This window comes from Arthrobacter rhizosphaerae, from assembly GCF_023062595.1.
GTDB classification, from domain to species: Bacteria; Actinomycetota; Actinomycetes; order Actinomycetales; family Micrococcaceae; genus Arthrobacter; species Arthrobacter rhizosphaerae.
This window is the reverse complement of the sequence record NZ_JALLAN010000004.1, coordinates 44,302-59,910: the sequence shown is the minus strand read 5'-3', so window position 1 is coordinate 59,910 and position 15,609 is coordinate 44,302. Positions and strand designations below refer to the sequence as shown.

Annotated in this window: 17 protein-coding genes; 12 read left to right on the top strand and 5 right to left on the bottom strand. The window is 62.7% G+C overall.

Annotated elements, in window-relative coordinates; genetic code table 11:
• The first annotated feature begins 78 nt into the window (after nt 1–78).
• The 10 genes from MU551_RS06925 to MU551_RS06880 all read left to right on the top strand — a co-directional run bounded on the left by MU551_RS06925 (nt 79) and on the right by MU551_RS06880 (nt 9,345).
• Nucleotides 79–1,368 (top strand): ABC transporter substrate-binding protein, encoded by a 1,290-nt coding sequence (locus tag MU551_RS06925; protein WP_247041929.1) that lies wholly within the window; start codon nt 79–81, stop codon nt 1,366–1,368.
• 22 nt (nt 1,369–1,390) lie between these two features.
• Nucleotides 1,391–2,353 carry a carbohydrate ABC transporter permease gene (locus MU551_RS06920; protein WP_281506968.1) on the top strand — a complete coding sequence of 321 codons (963 nt, stop codon included), beginning with the start codon at nt 1,391–1,393 and terminating at the stop codon, nt 2,351–2,353.
• Complete coding sequence (locus tag MU551_RS06915; RefSeq protein WP_372489808.1) at nt 2,353–3,270, top strand: carbohydrate ABC transporter permease; 918 nt, start codon at nt 2,353–2,355, stop codon at nt 3,268–3,270. Before MU551_RS06920 ends, MU551_RS06915 begins: the two co-directional genes overlap by 1 nt.
• 68 nt (nt 3,271–3,338) lie before the next feature.
• Nucleotides 3,339–5,054, top strand: coding sequence for a glycoside hydrolase family 13 protein (locus MU551_RS06910; RefSeq protein ID WP_247041927.1), 1,716 nt, complete (start codon nt 3,339–3,341; stop codon nt 5,052–5,054).
• A 152-nt stretch (nt 5,055–5,206) separates the two neighbouring features.
• Complete coding sequence (locus MU551_RS06905; protein ID WP_247041925.1) at nt 5,207–6,070, top strand: HpcH/HpaI aldolase/citrate lyase family protein; 864 nt, start codon at nt 5,207–5,209, stop codon at nt 6,068–6,070.
• Nucleotides 6,071–6,106: 36 nt separating this feature from the next.
• Nucleotides 6,107–7,054 carry a DUF2797 domain-containing protein gene (locus tag MU551_RS06900; protein ID WP_247041923.1) on the top strand — a complete coding sequence of 316 codons (948 nt, stop codon included), beginning with the start codon at nt 6,107–6,109 and terminating at the stop codon, nt 7,052–7,054.
• 34 nt (nt 7,055–7,088) lie between these two features.
• Nucleotides 7,089–7,313: a DUF3188 domain-containing protein gene (locus MU551_RS06895; RefSeq protein ID WP_247041922.1), complete on the top strand. Its 225-nt coding sequence runs from the start codon at nt 7,089–7,091 to the stop codon at nt 7,311–7,313.
• 26 nt (nt 7,314–7,339) lie between these two features.
• Nucleotides 7,340–7,801, top strand: coding sequence for an FAS1-like dehydratase domain-containing protein (locus MU551_RS06890; RefSeq protein ID WP_247041920.1), 462 nt, complete (start codon nt 7,340–7,342; stop codon nt 7,799–7,801).
• Between the two features lie 2 nt (nt 7,802–7,803).
• A complete protein-coding gene (locus MU551_RS06885; RefSeq protein ID WP_247041918.1) occupies nt 7,804–8,241 on the top strand; it encodes a MaoC family dehydratase in 438 nt (145 codons plus the stop codon).
• A gap of 36 nt (nt 8,242–8,277) precedes the next feature.
• The gene (locus MU551_RS06880) at nt 8,278–9,345 is read left to right on the top strand and encodes a UDP-N-acetylmuramate dehydrogenase (RefSeq protein WP_247041917.1); all 1,068 of its coding nucleotides are present in this window, start codon (nt 8,278–8,280) and stop codon (nt 9,343–9,345) included.
• 1 nt (nt 9,346) lies between these two features.
• Here the strand turns inward: MU551_RS06880 and MU551_RS06875 are convergent, their stop codons facing one another.
• On the bottom strand, nt 9,347–9,859 hold the full coding sequence (locus tag MU551_RS06875; RefSeq protein WP_247041915.1) for a hypothetical protein: 513 nt from the start codon (nt 9,857–9,859) through the stop codon (nt 9,347–9,349).
• A gap of 260 nt (nt 9,860–10,119) precedes the next feature.
• Here MU551_RS06875 and MU551_RS06870 point away from each other — a divergent pair, with 260 nt between their 5' ends.
• Nucleotides 10,120–11,187 (top strand): winged helix DNA-binding domain-containing protein, encoded by a 1,068-nt coding sequence (locus MU551_RS06870; RefSeq protein ID WP_247042347.1) that lies wholly within the window; start codon nt 10,120–10,122, stop codon nt 11,185–11,187.
• Between the two features lie 466 nt (nt 11,188–11,653).
• Nucleotides 11,654–12,619: a hypothetical protein gene (locus tag MU551_RS06865; RefSeq protein ID WP_247041914.1), complete on the top strand. Its 966-nt coding sequence runs from the start codon at nt 11,654–11,656 to the stop codon at nt 12,617–12,619.
• Between the two features lie 133 nt (nt 12,620–12,752).
• Here MU551_RS06865 and asd read toward each other — a convergent pair whose 3' ends face one another.
• The 4 genes from asd to MU551_RS06845 all read right to left on the bottom strand — a co-directional run bounded on the left by asd (nt 12,753) and on the right by MU551_RS06845 (nt 15,603).
• Complete coding sequence (asd, locus tag MU551_RS06860; RefSeq protein ID WP_247041913.1) at nt 12,753–13,883, bottom strand: aspartate-semialdehyde dehydrogenase; 1,131 nt, start codon at nt 13,881–13,883, stop codon at nt 12,753–12,755.
• Nucleotides 13,884–13,990: 107 nt separating this feature from the next.
• On the bottom strand, nt 13,991–14,209 hold the full coding sequence (locus MU551_RS06855) for an NF038396 family protein (RefSeq protein WP_247041912.1): 219 nt from the start codon (nt 14,207–14,209) through the stop codon (nt 13,991–13,993).
• A complete protein-coding gene (locus MU551_RS06850) occupies nt 14,210–14,803 on the bottom strand; it encodes a dihydrofolate reductase (RefSeq protein ID WP_247041911.1) in 594 nt (197 codons plus the stop codon).
• Nucleotides 14,800–15,603, bottom strand: coding sequence for a thymidylate synthase (locus tag MU551_RS06845; protein WP_247041910.1), 804 nt, complete (start codon nt 15,601–15,603; stop codon nt 14,800–14,802). The genes MU551_RS06850 and MU551_RS06845 overlap by 4 nt, the downstream gene beginning before the upstream one ends.
• Between the last annotated feature and the right edge of the window lie 6 nt (nt 15,604–15,609).

Genomic DNA, 15,609 nt, shown 5'->3' with positions numbered 1-15,609 from the left:
TGCCCGGCCCTTTTGCAAAGGAGCAACAGTGAGAATTTTTCGACACGGCCCTGGCCGCCGCCAGGGCGGACGTGGGCTATGACGGCCGTCTTGCCCAGCCGACGCTTGCTGCTCAAGGCGGCAGGCATTTCCTGCACCGCGGCGCTGCTGCCCCTTTCAGCGTGCGCAACGTCTTCACCAGCGCAGCAAAAGGGCGTCACCCAGCTGCGTTTTATGCAGAACAAACCTGAAGTTGTGGCGTACTTCAACCAGGTGATCAAGGACTTCGAAGCGCTGAATCCGGATATTCACGTGGTCCAGGACTTCAACGAAGGCAACTTTGTGCCCTCGCTGGTCCGGAATGACCCGCCTGACGTCGTGACGCGTGGTTTCGCCCAAGCAACTGCAGACTTCACCCGGAAGGGCGTTTTTGCGGATCTTTCAGATTTGCCGTCCGCTGCCACCATCGATCCCAAGGTCCAGGCCCTGGTCAACTCCTGGGGCCAGTACAAAGGTGAAACCAGCGCCATTCCGTTTTCCCTCGCCGGGGCCGGAGTCATCTACAACAGGGACATCTTCGCTCAGAATGGAGTGGCTGTGCCGACGACGTGGGATGAGTTTCTGGCAGCCTGCGAGATCTTCGGCGCGGCAGGAATTACCCCCATTTACGGAACGTTCAAGGACACCTGGACCCTTCAGCAGGGTGCGTTCGACTACGTCACCGGCGGGACCGTGGATGTGGAGGACTTCTTCGCCCGTCTCTACGCAGAAGGTGCCGACATTAGGGAAGATGCTCCCGAGTCCTTCTCCAGCAACTTCGGACCGGCCCTTCCCAAGATCCTGCAGCTCACCGCGTTCACGCAAACGGGGGCGTCAAGCAAAAATTATGCCGACGGCAATGCGGCCTTCGGCAGGGGACAGGCAGCCATGTATCTCCAAGGGCCATGGGCGCTGTCAGAACTCGTCAAAGCCAACAAAAACATCCAGCTGGGTACCTTCCCGCTGCCTGCCACCAACAATCCCGCCGATACCAAAGCCCGCGTCAACGTGGATATGGCGTTGTCCATCACCCGGAACACACCCAACCGGGCTGCTGCGGAGAGGTTTGTGAACTATCTCCTGGAGCCGTCGGTGGTGAACACCTTCAACGAAAAGAACGCCGCATTCTCGCCCCTCATGAATGCTCCGGCGGTGGGTAACCCGCAGATCAGCGGCTTGGCTGCTTATGTGGCGGAGGGGCGCTACTACCAGGGCGCAGGCACGTACTTCCCGCCGTCGGTCCCGTTGGGAAATTACATCCAATCCTTCGTTTACAACCGCAACGCCGGGCAGTTCCTCAGGGACCTCGACGCCGAGTGGCGCCGCGTTGCCGAACGCACCGCCGTCTGACCCCCACCTTCAGGAGCAAGCAATGACCACAACTTCCTCGGTGGGACAGGCGACGCCGCCGTCAACCCGCCACACCGCGAGCGCGGATTCTCCACCCGTGGGTTCTCCACCACTCCGGCAGACCAGGGACAAAGTTGATCCAACGTTCTACTGGATGCTGATCCCCGTGCTGGCTCTGTTCGCCTTTTTCATTACCCTTCCAGCGCTCGTCGGAGTGTTCTTCAGCCTGACCAATTACGCGGGCTACGGTGACTGGAAATTCATCGGCCTCACCAACTACGTCAACATCTTCAAGGACCCGGCGGTTCTGCAGTCCTACCTCTTCACGTTCTTTTTCGCGTTGACCACCACCGTGGTGGTCAACGTCGTGTCACTGGCCATCGCGCTCGGGCTGAATGCCAAAATCAAGTGGCGCACCGGCATCCGCACCGTCTTCTTCATCCCCATGGTCCTCTCGGCCCTCATCGTCTCGTTCGTGTTCAACTACCTGTTCTCCAACACCCTTCCGGTCCTTGCCGAGCGCTTCGGACTGACACCGCTGGCCAGCAGCATCCTGGCAAACGAGAACCTCGCCTGGATCGCCATCGTGCTCGTGACCGTGTGGCAGGCGGCACCGGGGGCCACCATCATCTATCTTGCGGGCCTGCAAAGCGTTCCGTCGGAGGTCTACGAGGCGGCCGACCTGGATGGTGCGGGGAGCTGGCGCCAATTCACCCACCTGACACTGCCGCTGATCCTCGGGTACCTGGTCATCAACGTTATCCTCGGCTTCAAGGGATTCCTGGGCACGTACGAAATCATCGTCGGGCTCACGGGCGGCGGCCCGGGCATGGCGACACAGTCGGTGGCCATGCGGATCTTCTCGGGCTTCACCGGAGGCGATTACTCCTACCAAATGGCCAACGCCGTCATCTACTTCCTCATCACCCTGCTCATCTCCGTCATTCAATTGCGCCTCATCCAGCGCCGGGGGGTCTCACTCTAATGACCGCATCCACAGCACAGCCCCACTCCGCTTCCGCCGCCAATGACCGGCGCCAGGCGCCTATGCGCGGGCCGCTTGTGCGCCGCTCCTCCCGGGAAGGCTTCAAGGTCAATTGGTGGCTGACTGCCTTGATGCTTGTTGCATCGCTGACCATCCTGCTGCCGCTCTACTTCACGGTTGCCATGGCCCTGAAGTCGGCGGATCAGATCGGCACCGGCACGGGCTTGGCCTGGCCCTTACCCATGAACTGGAACAACTTCGCTGAGGCCTATGTAGCTACGAACTTTCCCAAGGCCTTCCTGTCCACAGCGTTTGTTACTGTGTTCAGTGTGCTTGGTGCACTGGCATCCAGTTCGCTCGTCGCTTACGCAATCGTGCGCAACTGGCACCGGAAGTTTTTCCGCGGATCGTTCGTGTATCTGCTTTCGGCCATGTTCATACCGTTTCCCGTCATCATCCTGCCGCTTATCAAGCAGACGGCCCTGCTGGGGTTGGACAACCCGGGCGGAGTGATCTTCCTGCACGTCCTGGGCGGCATTTCGTTCAACACCCTCTTGTACATCGCGTTTGTCCGCTCCATCCCGGTGGAGCTGGAGGAGTCAGCGCGGATGGACGGGGCCACCACATGGCAGGTGTTCCGGAAGATTATCTTTCCGCTGCTGGCCCCGATGAACGCCACTGTGGGCATCTTCGCCTTCCTCGGCTCCTGGAATGACTTCCTGCTGCCGCAGATGATGATCGCCGATCCTGCGCTGCAGACTCTCCCCGTGGTGCAGATGCTTTTCCAAGGCGAATTCAACACTGACTACAGTCTCGCCTTCGCTTCCTACCTCATGGCCATGGCGCCCACCCTCGTGGTGTACATCCTGGCTCAGCGGTGGGTACTCTCCGGAGTAATGCGCGGTGCAGTCAAATAAGGCCGTCAGCCAGGCCGACCAATCCTTCAATACCAATCAAACAAACACACCAGAAAAGGAAAATCCCCTTGTCCACCACTGCCACTCTGGCAACCCTGTCCGATTCTGACCTCGCAACCGATCCCAACTGGTGGCGCCAGGCCTCCGTTTACCAGATCTACCCGCGCAGCTTCTCTGACTCCAACGGGGACGGACTAGGCGACATCAGAGGCATCACCGCCAAGGTGCCTTACCTGAAACAGCTGGGAATCGACGCCGTCTGGCTGAGCCCCTTCTACCCCTCGGCGCTCGCCGACGGAGGGTACGACGTCGACGATTACCGTGACGTGGACCCGAAGCTGGGCACCCTCGAAGACTTCGCAGAGATGTCAGCAGCCCTGCATGCAGCCGGCATCAAGCTGATCGCGGACATCGTCCCGAATCACTCGTCCAACCGGCACGAGTGGTTCCAGGAGGCACTGGCGTCACCCAAGGGCTCTGCTGCACGTGACCGCTACATCTTCCGCGATGGCAAGGGTCCCGACGGCGAGTTCCCGCCGTCGGACTGGGACTCTGTGTTTGGCGGTCCCGCCTGGGAGCGAATAACCGAGCCGGACGGCAGCCCGGGGCAGTGGTACATGCATATCTTCGCCAAGGAGCAGCCGGACCTGAACTGGGCCAATCGGGAGGTCCGCGATGACTTCCTCAAGACGCTCCGGTTCTGGTCGGACCGTGGCGTGGACGGGTTCCGGGTCGATGTGGCCCACGCCCTCACCAAGGACCTGACCGAACCGCTGCAGTCCAAGCTGGAAATCGGTACCGAGGACGGCACTTTGGACGGCTCGCATCCGTTCTGGGACCGTGACGAGGTCCATGAGATCTACGCCGAGTGGCGCGAGGTTTTCAACGAGTACAACCCGCCCCGCACCGCCGTCGCCGAGGCATGGGTCCATGCAAGCCGCCGTCCGCGCTACGCCAGCCCGAAGGGCCTTGGCCAGGCCTTCAACTTCGACCTCCTCCAGGCCGATTTCGACGCCCGGGAGTTCCGGGAAATTATCACGCGCAACCTTCTGGAAGCGGCCGCTACCGGTGCATCGTCCACCTGGGTTTTCTCCAACCACGACGTCGTCCGGCACGCCACGCGTTACGGCCTGCCCAAAGCCACACCCGAGGCGCACAAGCGCGGCAAGGGCCAGGACGGCAAGGCATGGCTCCTCGCAGGGGCACCCGAGGAGGAGCTGGACCGTGAGCTGGGCCTTCGCCGGGCCAGGGCCGCCACCCTGCTGATGCTGGCACTGCCAGGCTCCGCCTACCTCTACCAGGGCGAGGAACTCGGCCTTCAGGAAGTGTCGGAGATTCGCGAGTCCGAGCGCCAGGACCCGTCGTTCTTCCGCAACAGGGGTGTCGAGATCGGCCGGGACGGCTGCCGCGTGCCTTTGCCCTGGACTGCCGAGGGTGCTTCCTATGGGTTCGGCGACGGCGGTGCCCACCTTCCGCAGCCGCGATGGTTCAGCGATTACGCCGTCGGGGTTCAGGAGGAGCAGGAAGGTTCCACCCTGGAGCTTTACCGTCAGGCCCTGCGCCTGCGCCGTGAGCTGCAGGCTGCGGAGGAACTGACCTGGCACGAAAACGCCAAAGGCGAAGTGTTGCACTTCACCCGTCCGGGCGGCTGGCACGTTGTGACAAACTTCGGCGAGGAGTCAGTCGAGCTTCCCCCCGGGGAACTTCTGGTCAGCAGCGGGCCCCTGGAAGGTGGCAGGCTGCCGGCTAACACCACGGTCTGGCTGCGCTGGCAGGCGAAGTAACACTTGCCGGAAAGTGCATCCCGCCCGGCAGGCCTTCTTCCGGCGTGTCGGGCGGGATGGTCCCGTTTCCAAGGGGAGAATTGGTCATATTGTTCACAACAGGTAAGCGCATTACTTCGCCGTAGGCCGCCCTCGCCGGATACGGTAGATGTATGACGTCTACCACCGCCGCCGAAACTGTACGGCCGACACGCAGTATTCCCGCTGAAATTGCCCGTTCCTGGCTTCTCGTCAACGCCATGAAGACGGAGCTTTTTCAGCAGTCTGCTGTCTCCCGCGCTGACTCGATCATTCTTGATATCGAAGATGCGGTCGACCCTTCCCAGAAGGACGCTGCCCGCCAGAACATCATCGAATGGCTGACAGCCGGAGGCAAGGCCTGGGTCAGGATCAACGATGCCACCAGCCCATTCTGGGCAGCAGACCTTGCCGGACTGCGCGGCACCCCCGGGCTTCTGGGCGTGATGCTTGCAAAGACCGAGTCCGCAGACCAGGTCACCGAGAGCTTCCACCGCATGGACGGCAACACTCCCGTCATCGCCCTCGTCGAATCGGCAGTCGGCATTGAAGAAGCCAACAACATCGCCAAAGCCCAGGGCGTCTTCCGGCTCGCCTTCGGTTCCGGCGACTTCCGCCGCGACACCGGCATGGCAGCTACGCCCGAAGCCATGGCCTACCCCCGTGCCAAACTTGTCGTCGCCAGCCGGGTCGGTAACTTGCCAGGCCCTATCGACGGCCCCACCGTGGGAACCAACCACCCGATCCTGCGTGAGCAAACAGGCATCACAGTCATGATGGGCATGACCGGCAAGCTCTGCCTTGCCATCGACCAGACGAGCGTCATCAACGAGGTCATTAGCCCCACGCCCTCGGACGTCGCATGGGCCACTGACTTCATGGCTGACTTCGAGGCCAACGGCCGGGTAATCCGGGACGGTTCCGACCTTCCGCGCCTGGGCCGGGCAGAAAAGATCATCAAGCTCGCGGTAGCCTTTGGGGTACAGCCCGCGCTCTGACTCTCAGTACGCCACTATTGATCCACAGGGGACCCCGTGACCGATTCCACTTATCTGGTCCACGGGGTCTTTTGGGATGGTCCTGCGGCCGCGCGTCCGGGAGCCGACGGCGGAACCCCACACCTGCGGCTTGAGCACCGTGGCGGCGGGTTCAGTGGGATCCCGCTTGCCACCGGCACCCACCTTGGCTTCCGCCTGTCCGAGTCCGGAAAATTCTGCCTCGGGCACCACAAGGTGCACTCGGCATCCGAGCGCGATCACGTCCTGTGCCCCAAGCAGGCTCCCGCCGTGAAGGGGAACCAGTGTGAGCGCTGCTTCGTGGTGGACGATTCCCGACTGATCCACGATTTCCACCGTGGCGGGCGTGTGCCGCCAGGTCTGCGTGCCTATCTGTCCCAGCAGCACTGGCTCTATATTGCAACGTTCGGGGACGGCGCCAGCAAAGTAGGAACGGCGTCGAACCTGCGCAAGTGGAACCGCCTCGCCGAACAGGGTGCTGTGGTTGCCAGGTATGTTGCGCGTGCCGACGACGGCCGGATCGTCAGGGTGCTGGAGGACATGGTCAGCCGGGAGGCAGGGCTGCCACAACAGATCCGGTCTGCAGCAAAGGCTGCTGCCCTGACCGAACCGTCCCCCGCAGTGGGGCTGGATGCATGGAACAAGCAGCTGGCAGGCAAGGTCCGCACGCTGCTCGCGGGTGCAGCCCTGGGAGGATTCGCTGTGGTGGATGAGCAGTGGATCCGTCCGTCCCAGGCGGATCCGGTCTCTTTACCGGGCTCGGGATTCCGCCACCCGTACCCGCACGATTTGAGCGAGGGCGTGCACGGGTTCCGGATCAATTCCCTCAACGGCGGCTACGCCCTTGCGTCCATCGAAGGTTCCGAGCTCGAGTTCGTGGTGAGCCTCGGCCTGCTCAAGGCCCGCAGGATCGAACTGGGCAATCATCGGTCCGAGGTACCGGCAGTTCAGGAGTCCCTGTTTTGAAATCACTGTTTTGAACAGCCAGTAAACTGGCACGGTGCTGAACGAATTCTGGGCCTCGGCCTCAACCGCGTACAAAATCGTCGTCTTCAGTGCGATGGGGCTGATCGCCGTCGGGATCATCCTCAATATTCTGGGCAACACCTCGCAGAACCAGGGACTTTCCGTGGCGTCCCTGCCGGTGATCGGGCTGGGGCTCGTCCTGCACATTGTGGGCCTGGTGGTCCGGGGTCAACAGATCCGGAAGGGTTACAAGAGGTAGTCCGCCCGGACGATAGGCTTGAGGCCATGAGTATCAATCCGGATCTGCAGGGCCGTAGCTACCCTGCCGCAGAGGTGTACGACGTCGGCCGCGAGAAAATCCGCGAGTTTGCCCGCGCGGTCAAGGCAACGCATCCCGCCCATTTCGACCTGAACGCAGCCATCGCCCTCGGACACCGGGACCTGGTGGCACCCCCAACATTTGCGATCATCGTTGCGCAGCGGGCCGATGCCCAGCTGATCGAGGATCCGGATTCCGGCATTGACTTCTCCCGCGTGGTCCACGCAGACCAGCGTTTTGTCCACCACCGGCCCATAATCGCCGGCGACAGGCTGGTGGCTGAACTCCACGTGGACGGAGTCCGCTCCATGGGCGGCGGGGCCATGATCACTACCCGTTCAGAGATTTTCGCCCTGTCAGAGGGCGCTTCACGCAGGAACGTCGCCACCACCACATCCTCGATCCTGGTTCGCGGAGAGGAACAGTAACCATGACACCTTCCTTCACAGACCTCACTATCGGCCAGGATCTTGGCAGCCGTACCATCAGCGTCACCCGGCAGGATCTGGTCAAGTACGCCGGCGCCTCGGGGGACTTCAACCCCATTCACTGGAACGAGTCATTCGCCACGGGTGTGGGCCTCCCCGGTGTCATCGCCCACGGCATGTTCACCATGGGAGCCGCCGTGCAGCTGGTCACCGACTGGGCTGGCGACCCGGCAGCGATTGTGGATTTCCAGACCCGCTTCACCAAGCCCGTCCCGGTAACCGACACCACGGGAACCGACGAGCCCGGCGCCAGCATCGAGGTCAGCGGTGCAGTCGGAGCACTCGATGAGGATGCCAAGACTGCGCGCGTGGACCTCACCGTCGTCTCCGGAGGACAAAAAGTGCTGATGAAGGCCCAAGCCGTAGTCAGGCTTGGCTGAAACTGTGGATCCTTCGATCCCCGTTAGGCTGTTGAGGTGACCCAGACGCTGCTCGCCGAACTCACCACTGCCGCCGTCGGCGGTCCCGCCGCCACCTTCGTGGAGGCCCGCACGGAAGCCGAGATCATCGACGTCGTGCGTTCCGCCGACGCCGCGGGGGAGCCGCTGCTCATCATCGGCGGCGGATCCAATCTCCTGATTTCCGACGACGGGTTCCCCGGAACCGTCCTGAAGCTCGCCTCCGAGGGTTTCACAGTCAGCGCCGAAGAATCGTGCGGCGGGGTGGCCGTGGTGGTCCAGGCGGGCCACAACTGGGATGACCTGGTGAAGCACGCGGTGCTGCACGCCTGGTCCGGCATCGAAGCCCTCTCCGGGATACCCGGCTCCACGGGCGCCACTCCGGTTCAAAACGTGGGTGCGTACGGAGCAGATGTCTCGCAGACCATAGCAGCCGTGCGGACGTGGGACCGGGAGCAGAACGCTGTGCGGACGTTTACGAACTCCGAGCTGAAGTTCGGCTACAGGGATTCCCTGCTGAAGCAGACAACGGTGAAGGGGTCCCCCCGGTTTGTGGTGCTCACGGTCGAGTTCCAGTTGCCGCTAGGCCGTATGAGTGCACCCATCCGCTATGCCGAACTGGCGCGTGCGCTTGGAGTCGAACAGGGCAAGAGGGCGTACTCCAATGACGTACGGCGGGAAGTGCTGCGGCTCCGGGCCTCCAAGGGTATGGTCCTGGATGCCGCGGACAGGGACACCTACTCAACGGGATCGTTCTTCACCAACCCGATCGTTCCTCCTGCTGTCGCGGACGAGCTGCCACAGGACGCGCCCCGCTACCCGGCCGGTACCGATGGCTTGGTGAAACTCTCAGCTGCCTGGCTCATCGATAAGGCGGGCTTCGCCAAGGGCTTCGGATTGGAACCGGACAGCGTCTCGGGAGGCCGGGCTGCGTTGTCCACCAAGCACACCCTGGCCATCACCAACCGCGGCTCCGCCAAGGCCTCCGATATGGCGGCTATCGCGCGTGAGGTGAGGCGCGGCGTCGTCGAACGCTTTGGCATTGAACTGCATCCGGAACCCCTCCTGATCGGCGTCGAGCTGTAGTTCAGCTTTCTGGAGGTGGGCTGGATGGCCTGTTTTCCGTCGGGGGGTGCGGCGCCGCCCTGGTGAACAGCAGATAGGTGAAGCCCGATGCCGCTGCTGCCAGTCCGAAGACCTGGCAGAAGGCCACCGATTGGGGACTGGGCCCGCTTCGAAGAAGCAGTCCGGCTCCCGCGAAGGCCACGGCTCCAAGCAGGAGTACCACTGTGCCGGGCAGAAAGCTTCGCAGCGTGGATGGGAGCGCTTCCCCGGTGTCCGGAGCAGCTTCCCGAGCAGCTTCGGCGGCCCTTTCCTGGTGCGGCTGGAGAAATACCGCCGCAGTGAAGCTGAATACTGCCAGCACGATGCCTGCCGAAGAGACCCGCTGCAGCGTCGCCATGGCCGGTGAAAGACTGGTCCCGCTGGCCACAGCCACGGCAAGTCCAGCAGCCATGCCTGCAGCGCTGGAGGCCCAACCCAACAGGGCGAGCCTCCGGCATACGGGCCGCAGGAGGGGCCATAAGTCACCCATGGTCATGAATTCAGCGTAGGAGCGCGGGCTGGGCCCCAACTGGGAGTTGGCTGTACTTTGCTTTTAGACCGGGCTTATATCGGACCAGGACACCTTATCGGCACGGAAGTCCAGGGAGTGGCTCACCGCGGACTGTATTCGTCCGCAGCTGGTCCTAGGATGTTGCCATGACGGCACAGGCGCAGGCTCAGCATTCGGCGGGCGACTCAGCTTCAGTTCCCACCCGCGATTCTTCGAACGTGCCCGTGCGGCTTTCGGCCCGGATTATGGGGCGGCTGCGTCTGGTATCCCAAGGTGTACAGGGCGAGGGCCTCGGCTCCGTGCCTGAGACGGTCCGGTGGATGACCGCAATGCAGGCCCAGGACCTGCCGGCAGCACTCTGGGCGGTGGGCCTGCGCTCATCTGGTGCAGGGCTTGGATCGGTTCGGTCTGCCCTTGACGCCGGCGAAATCGTCCGTTCCTGGCCCATGCGTGGGACGTTGCATCTGGTGGCTCCGGAGGACCTGCGCTGGATGCTGAGCATCACCACCCCGCGGATGATCCGGGGGGCTGCGACACGGCACCGGCAACTTGAGATTTCCGAAGGCGACATCAAACTGTGCCGTGACGTCGCCTTGGAAGTGCTGACGGGTGGAAAAGCAGCCACCCGGCAGGAAATGTTCGCGGCCTTCGAGGCTGCTGGCCAGGTGACCAAGGAGCAGCGCGGAGTCCATCTGCTGGGTCTGCTGTGTCAAACCGCCTCGATCGTCCTTGGTCCACTGGCTGGAAACCAGCAGAAGTTTTCTGCGTTCGACGAGTGGATTCCCGAGTCGCGGAGCCTGGAACGCGAGGAGGGCATTGCTGAATGGGTTCTTCGTTACATGCGCAGCCACGGGCCTGCCACTGAACGCGATTTTTCCTGGTGGTCCGGCATCCCCCTCACCGAGGTCCGCCAAGGGTTGAGATCGGTCGGGTCCGAGCTTGTGAAGCTGGAATTTGAGGGGACCACCTACTGGCTGTCGCCCTCCACGGCGGAAATGCTCGACGCCGGCGTACCTGGGCAGCGTTCGGTGCTGGCCCTCCCCGCCTTCGACGAATTTCTGCTCGGTTACACGGACCGCAGCCTGGTGCTTTCCCCGGAGCATGTAGACAAGATCGTCCCGGGCGGCAACGGCGTTTTCAAGAAAATCATCGTCTCAGGCGGTGAGGTGGTGGGCACCTGGGCGCTGCAGGGGAGTGGCAAGGCTGCCGCGGTCGTGCCCGTAACCTTTGACGAGGCCAAGCCCCTGGGCTCAGCAACAGCGGCAGGGTTCCGGAAAGCCGGTGAACGCTACCTGAAGTTCCTGTCCACCTGAGGGGTCCGGCCGGCTCGACCGGCCCTGCCCCGCTCGACCGGCCTTGGGCGGGAGCGGTCGTGTGGCTTGGGGCCGGTCGTAGGGCTCGTGGAGGCTGGACCCGGCCCTGTCCGGCCCGACCGGCCTTGCCCCGCTCGACCGGCCTTGGGCGGGAGCGGTTTTGTGGCTTGGGGCCGGTCGTAGGGCTCGTGGAGGCTGGACCCGGCCTTGCCCCGCTTGACCGGCCTTGCCCCGCTCGACCGGCCTTGGGCGGGAGCGGTTTTGTGGCTTGGGGCCGGTCGTAGGGCTCGTGGAGGCTGGACCCGGCCCTGTCCCGCTTGACCGGCCTTGGGCGGGAGCGGTTTTGTGGCTTGGGGCCGGTCGTAGGGCTCGTGGAGGCGCGGGAGCAAAGAGCTGGACCGCTGACTTTTCCACATACGGCCCCTGGGGCCTGCCGATACGAGGCTCAGGCATCCAGCCTTGAACCATGAACCCCCACGAGCTGATCACGGTCATCGACTCGCGCTGGCCAGCACGTGCCGTTGCCTCCACTCAACAACTCGCTCTGGCTGAACTGGGTGATCGTGTGCTGACTGTCGGTGTTCGCTCCGGGGTGTTGCTTCGCCTGCGCCGCGGGGCGTATGTGCGCACTGACGAATGGAATCGACTCACACCGTGGGAGCGTGACGACCTGCGGATCCACGCACACTACGAATCCACGGGTGGAACGTCTTGCTACAGCCATTCGAGTGCCGCGCGACTTCACTCGTGCCAGGTCTGGAACTGTGGGCGGTTGGTCCATGTCACCACGAGCTATTCAAACTCCGCCACGAGCACTGGGACCGATGTTCGGACCCACCGCCTTCCGCTGGACTCCTCAGACCTCATCACGCTGCAGACTGCCGATGGCAGGGACATTCAGGTAACCAGCCTGGAACGCACAGTACTGGACTGTGCCAGGATCCTCCGTCTCGACGCTGCCGCCGTGATCGGGGACGATGCCTTGCGGAAGGGGGCGGACCTGGCGAGCATGAGGAAGATGCTTGAGGAAAGTCCGGTGAAGCGGGGGAGCATGCGTGCGGCTGCGGTGCTGGATGCCCTGGACGTCCGTTCGGAATCTGCCGGAGAAACCCGCACACGCCTGTTGCTGCATTCCTTTGGCCTTCACTCGTTTGTCCCCCAGTACGAGATTCCGACGAGCGCCGGGCTCTTCCGTGCAGACTTTGCGGACCCGGCTTCCAGGGTGGTCATTGAGTTCGACGGCAAAGCAAAATACGGCGATTACAAGCCGGCAGACGAAGTACTTCTGGCTGAACGGAGGCGTGAAAATGCCCTCACCGAAGAAGGGTGGATATTTCTGCGGCTCGATTGGCAGCAGCTCGAAGACCCCTGGGCAATACGACGGCGGGTTGGCGCCACGCTTGTCCGGGCGCAGAAACGGCTGGCTGGCTAACCACGCAAAGACGGCCGTGCCCCGCTTGAGCGGCCCGGGAAAGGGCAGCTCAAGCGGGGCACGGCCGTGATTGAGGTGAGCGGGGTGTGTTGGTGAGCGGGGTGTGTTGATGAGCGGGGTGCAGCTAAAAGGGCTAGAGAGTCCCGGTAGCGATGTTCAGCATGCGGCGCAGCGGTTCGGCGGCGCCCCAGAGGAGCTGATCGCCCACGGTGAAGGCGCTGATGTACTCCGGGCCCATTTCGAGCTTGCGGATTCGGCCCACGGGGATATCCAGCGTGCCGGACGCAGCCACCGGGGTAAGGCTCGCCATGGAGTCTTCCTTGGTATTCGGCACCACCTTGGCCCACTCGTTGTCAGAGGCCAGGATGCTCTCGATCTCAGCTACGGAGAGGTCTTCGCGGAGCTTGAGGGTCAGAGCCTGGGAGTGCGAACGCATGGCGCCGATCCGGATGCACAAGCCGTCCATCATGATGTGGTTCTCGGCGGAAGTGCCGAGGATCTTGTTGGTCTCCACACCCGCCTTCCACTCTTCCTTGGACTGGCCATTGCCCAGGTCCGCGTCGATCCAGGGGATCAGCGAGCCTGCAAGCGGGACACCGAACTGCGTCGCGTCGATATCTGTGCGCTGGTGTGCCAGAACCTTGCGATCGATTTCCAAAATGGCCGACGCCGGGTCGTCCAGTTCCGAGCTGACCTCGGCGTTGAGAGTGCCGAACTGGCTCAGAAGCTCGCGCATATGGCGGGCACCCCCACCGGAGGCAGCCTGGTACGTCATGGAGGTGCCCCACTCGACGAGGCCGTTCTTGAACAATCCGCCCATGCCCATCAGCATGCAAGACACTGTGCAGTTGCCACCGATGAAGTCCTTGGTTCCATTGACCAGACCCTTGTCGATGACGTCGCGGTTGATCGGGTCCAGCACGATGATCGAGTCATCGCTCATACGCAGGGTGGAGGCGGCATCGATCCACAGGCCATCCCAGCCGCGGCTGCGAAGCTCGGTGTGGACGCGCTTGGTGTAGTCGCCGCCCTGGGCGGTGACAATAATGGGCAGCTTAGCCAGCGTGTCGACGTCGAACGCGTCCTCGAGCTTGCCTGAGCCCTCTGCGAAGGAAGGCGCGGCACCTCCTGCGTTCGAGGTGGAGAAGAACACCGGGTTGATGTTGGCGAAGTCGCCCTCGTCCTGCATACGCTGCATCAGGACGGAGCCGACCATACCGCGCCATCCGACCAGGCCGACGGAAGGTGTAGCTGCTGTAGTCATTCGTTCAGTTTAGACTTCAGAACCGCAAAGGCGCAGTCGGTTACGTCACTCCCGGCGGACGGCGAAATAGCTCACCAAAGAAGCCGATCAGGCACCAAAGACGCAGATCAGGCGCCCGGACCCTCCGAGAGCAGCAACTGTTTCCGCGCCCGGATGGCAAAGAAGGCGCCAAAGGCAAAGACCTGGGCCACAACAACCAGCACAACGATGCCGACGATCTTGTTTCCGCCCAGGATCATGGTCAGGCCGACGATGGCAGACAGCAGCGCGAGCAGAGGCAACAGCATGTAGCCCAGCACGAATAGAGTTTCTGGTTTCTTCAACATCTATGCACCCTTCCGGCGCCATACAGTGAACCGGTAGCGTGTGCCGTTGGCCGACGTGAGCCAGCCCTTGGGCGGTTCGTTGGCCGAGTTCTCCCATTCGTAACCGAGCTCCGGGGCGTAAGTGTCGCCGTCGGCCTCTGAATCGATGAAGGTGACCACGGCGACGTCGGCAATATCCACGGACTGGGCGAAGATTTCCCCGCCGCCCAGGATCCAGACGGTACTCCCGCCGGGCACGAACTGGGATTCGAGCAATGCGTCATCCAGGGACTTCACGACGACGGCGCCCTCCGCTTCGGGAGTGCTGCCCCAGTTTTCCTGCCGGGTTATCACGATGTTGGTCCGGCCGGGCAGCGGACGGTACTTGGCAGGGAAGGACAGCCAGGTCTTGCGCCCCATGATCACGGGGTGCCCTGCGGTGAGCTTCGTGAAGTGCTTCAGGTCCTCGGGGAGGTGCCACGGCATGTCGCCGTCCTTGCCAATAACTCCGGCGGTGGTCTGTGCCCACACCAAGCCGACGCCGGTGATGCTTTCAGCCAGGTCTGCAGTGAAACCTTCCGGCGCTGCCTGGGATTCGGAATCTTTGCTGTTCATACGGCGATCGGGGCCTTAATCGTGGGGTGGTGCTGATAGCCAACGACCTCGAAGTCGTCCAGGGTGTAGTCAAAAATCGAGTCAGGCTTGCGGTTGATCTTCAACTGCGGATATTCATACGGTTCCCGGGCGAGCTGCTTCAGAACCTGGTCCATGTGATTCTCGTAGATGTGCACGTCGCCGCCGGTCCAGACGAATTCCCCTGGTTCCAGGCCTACCTGCTGCGCCAACATGCAGGTCAGCAGGGCGTAGGAAGCGATGTTGAAGGGGACGCCCAGGAAGGTGTCTGCCGAACGCTGGTACAGCTGGCAGGACAACTTCCCGTCAGACACGTAGAACTGGAAGAAGACGTGGCATGGCGGCAGCGCCATGTCCTGGAGTTCGGCAACATTCCAGGCGGAAACGATGTGCCGGCGTGAGTCGGGGTTGGCCTTCAGGTTCTTGACGAGCTCGGCGATCTGGTCGATGTGTCCGCCGTCAGGAGTGGGCCAGCTGCGCCACTGGACGCCATAAACGGGCCCGAGTTCGCCGTCGGCATCTGCCCATTCGTTCCAGATGGTGACGCCTTGGTCCTGCATCCACTTCACGTTGGTTTCGCCGCGCAGGAACCACAGCAGTTCCACAGCCACAGATTTGAAGTGAACTCTCTTTGTGGTGATCAGGGGGAAACTTTTGCTTAGGTCAAAGCGCATCTGGCGGCCGAATACGCTGCGCGTACCTGTGCCGGTCCGGTCTGATTTGTGGGTGCCATGTTCCAGCACGTCACGCAGGAGGTCTTCATAGGGCGTAGGAATGCTCACGGTTCC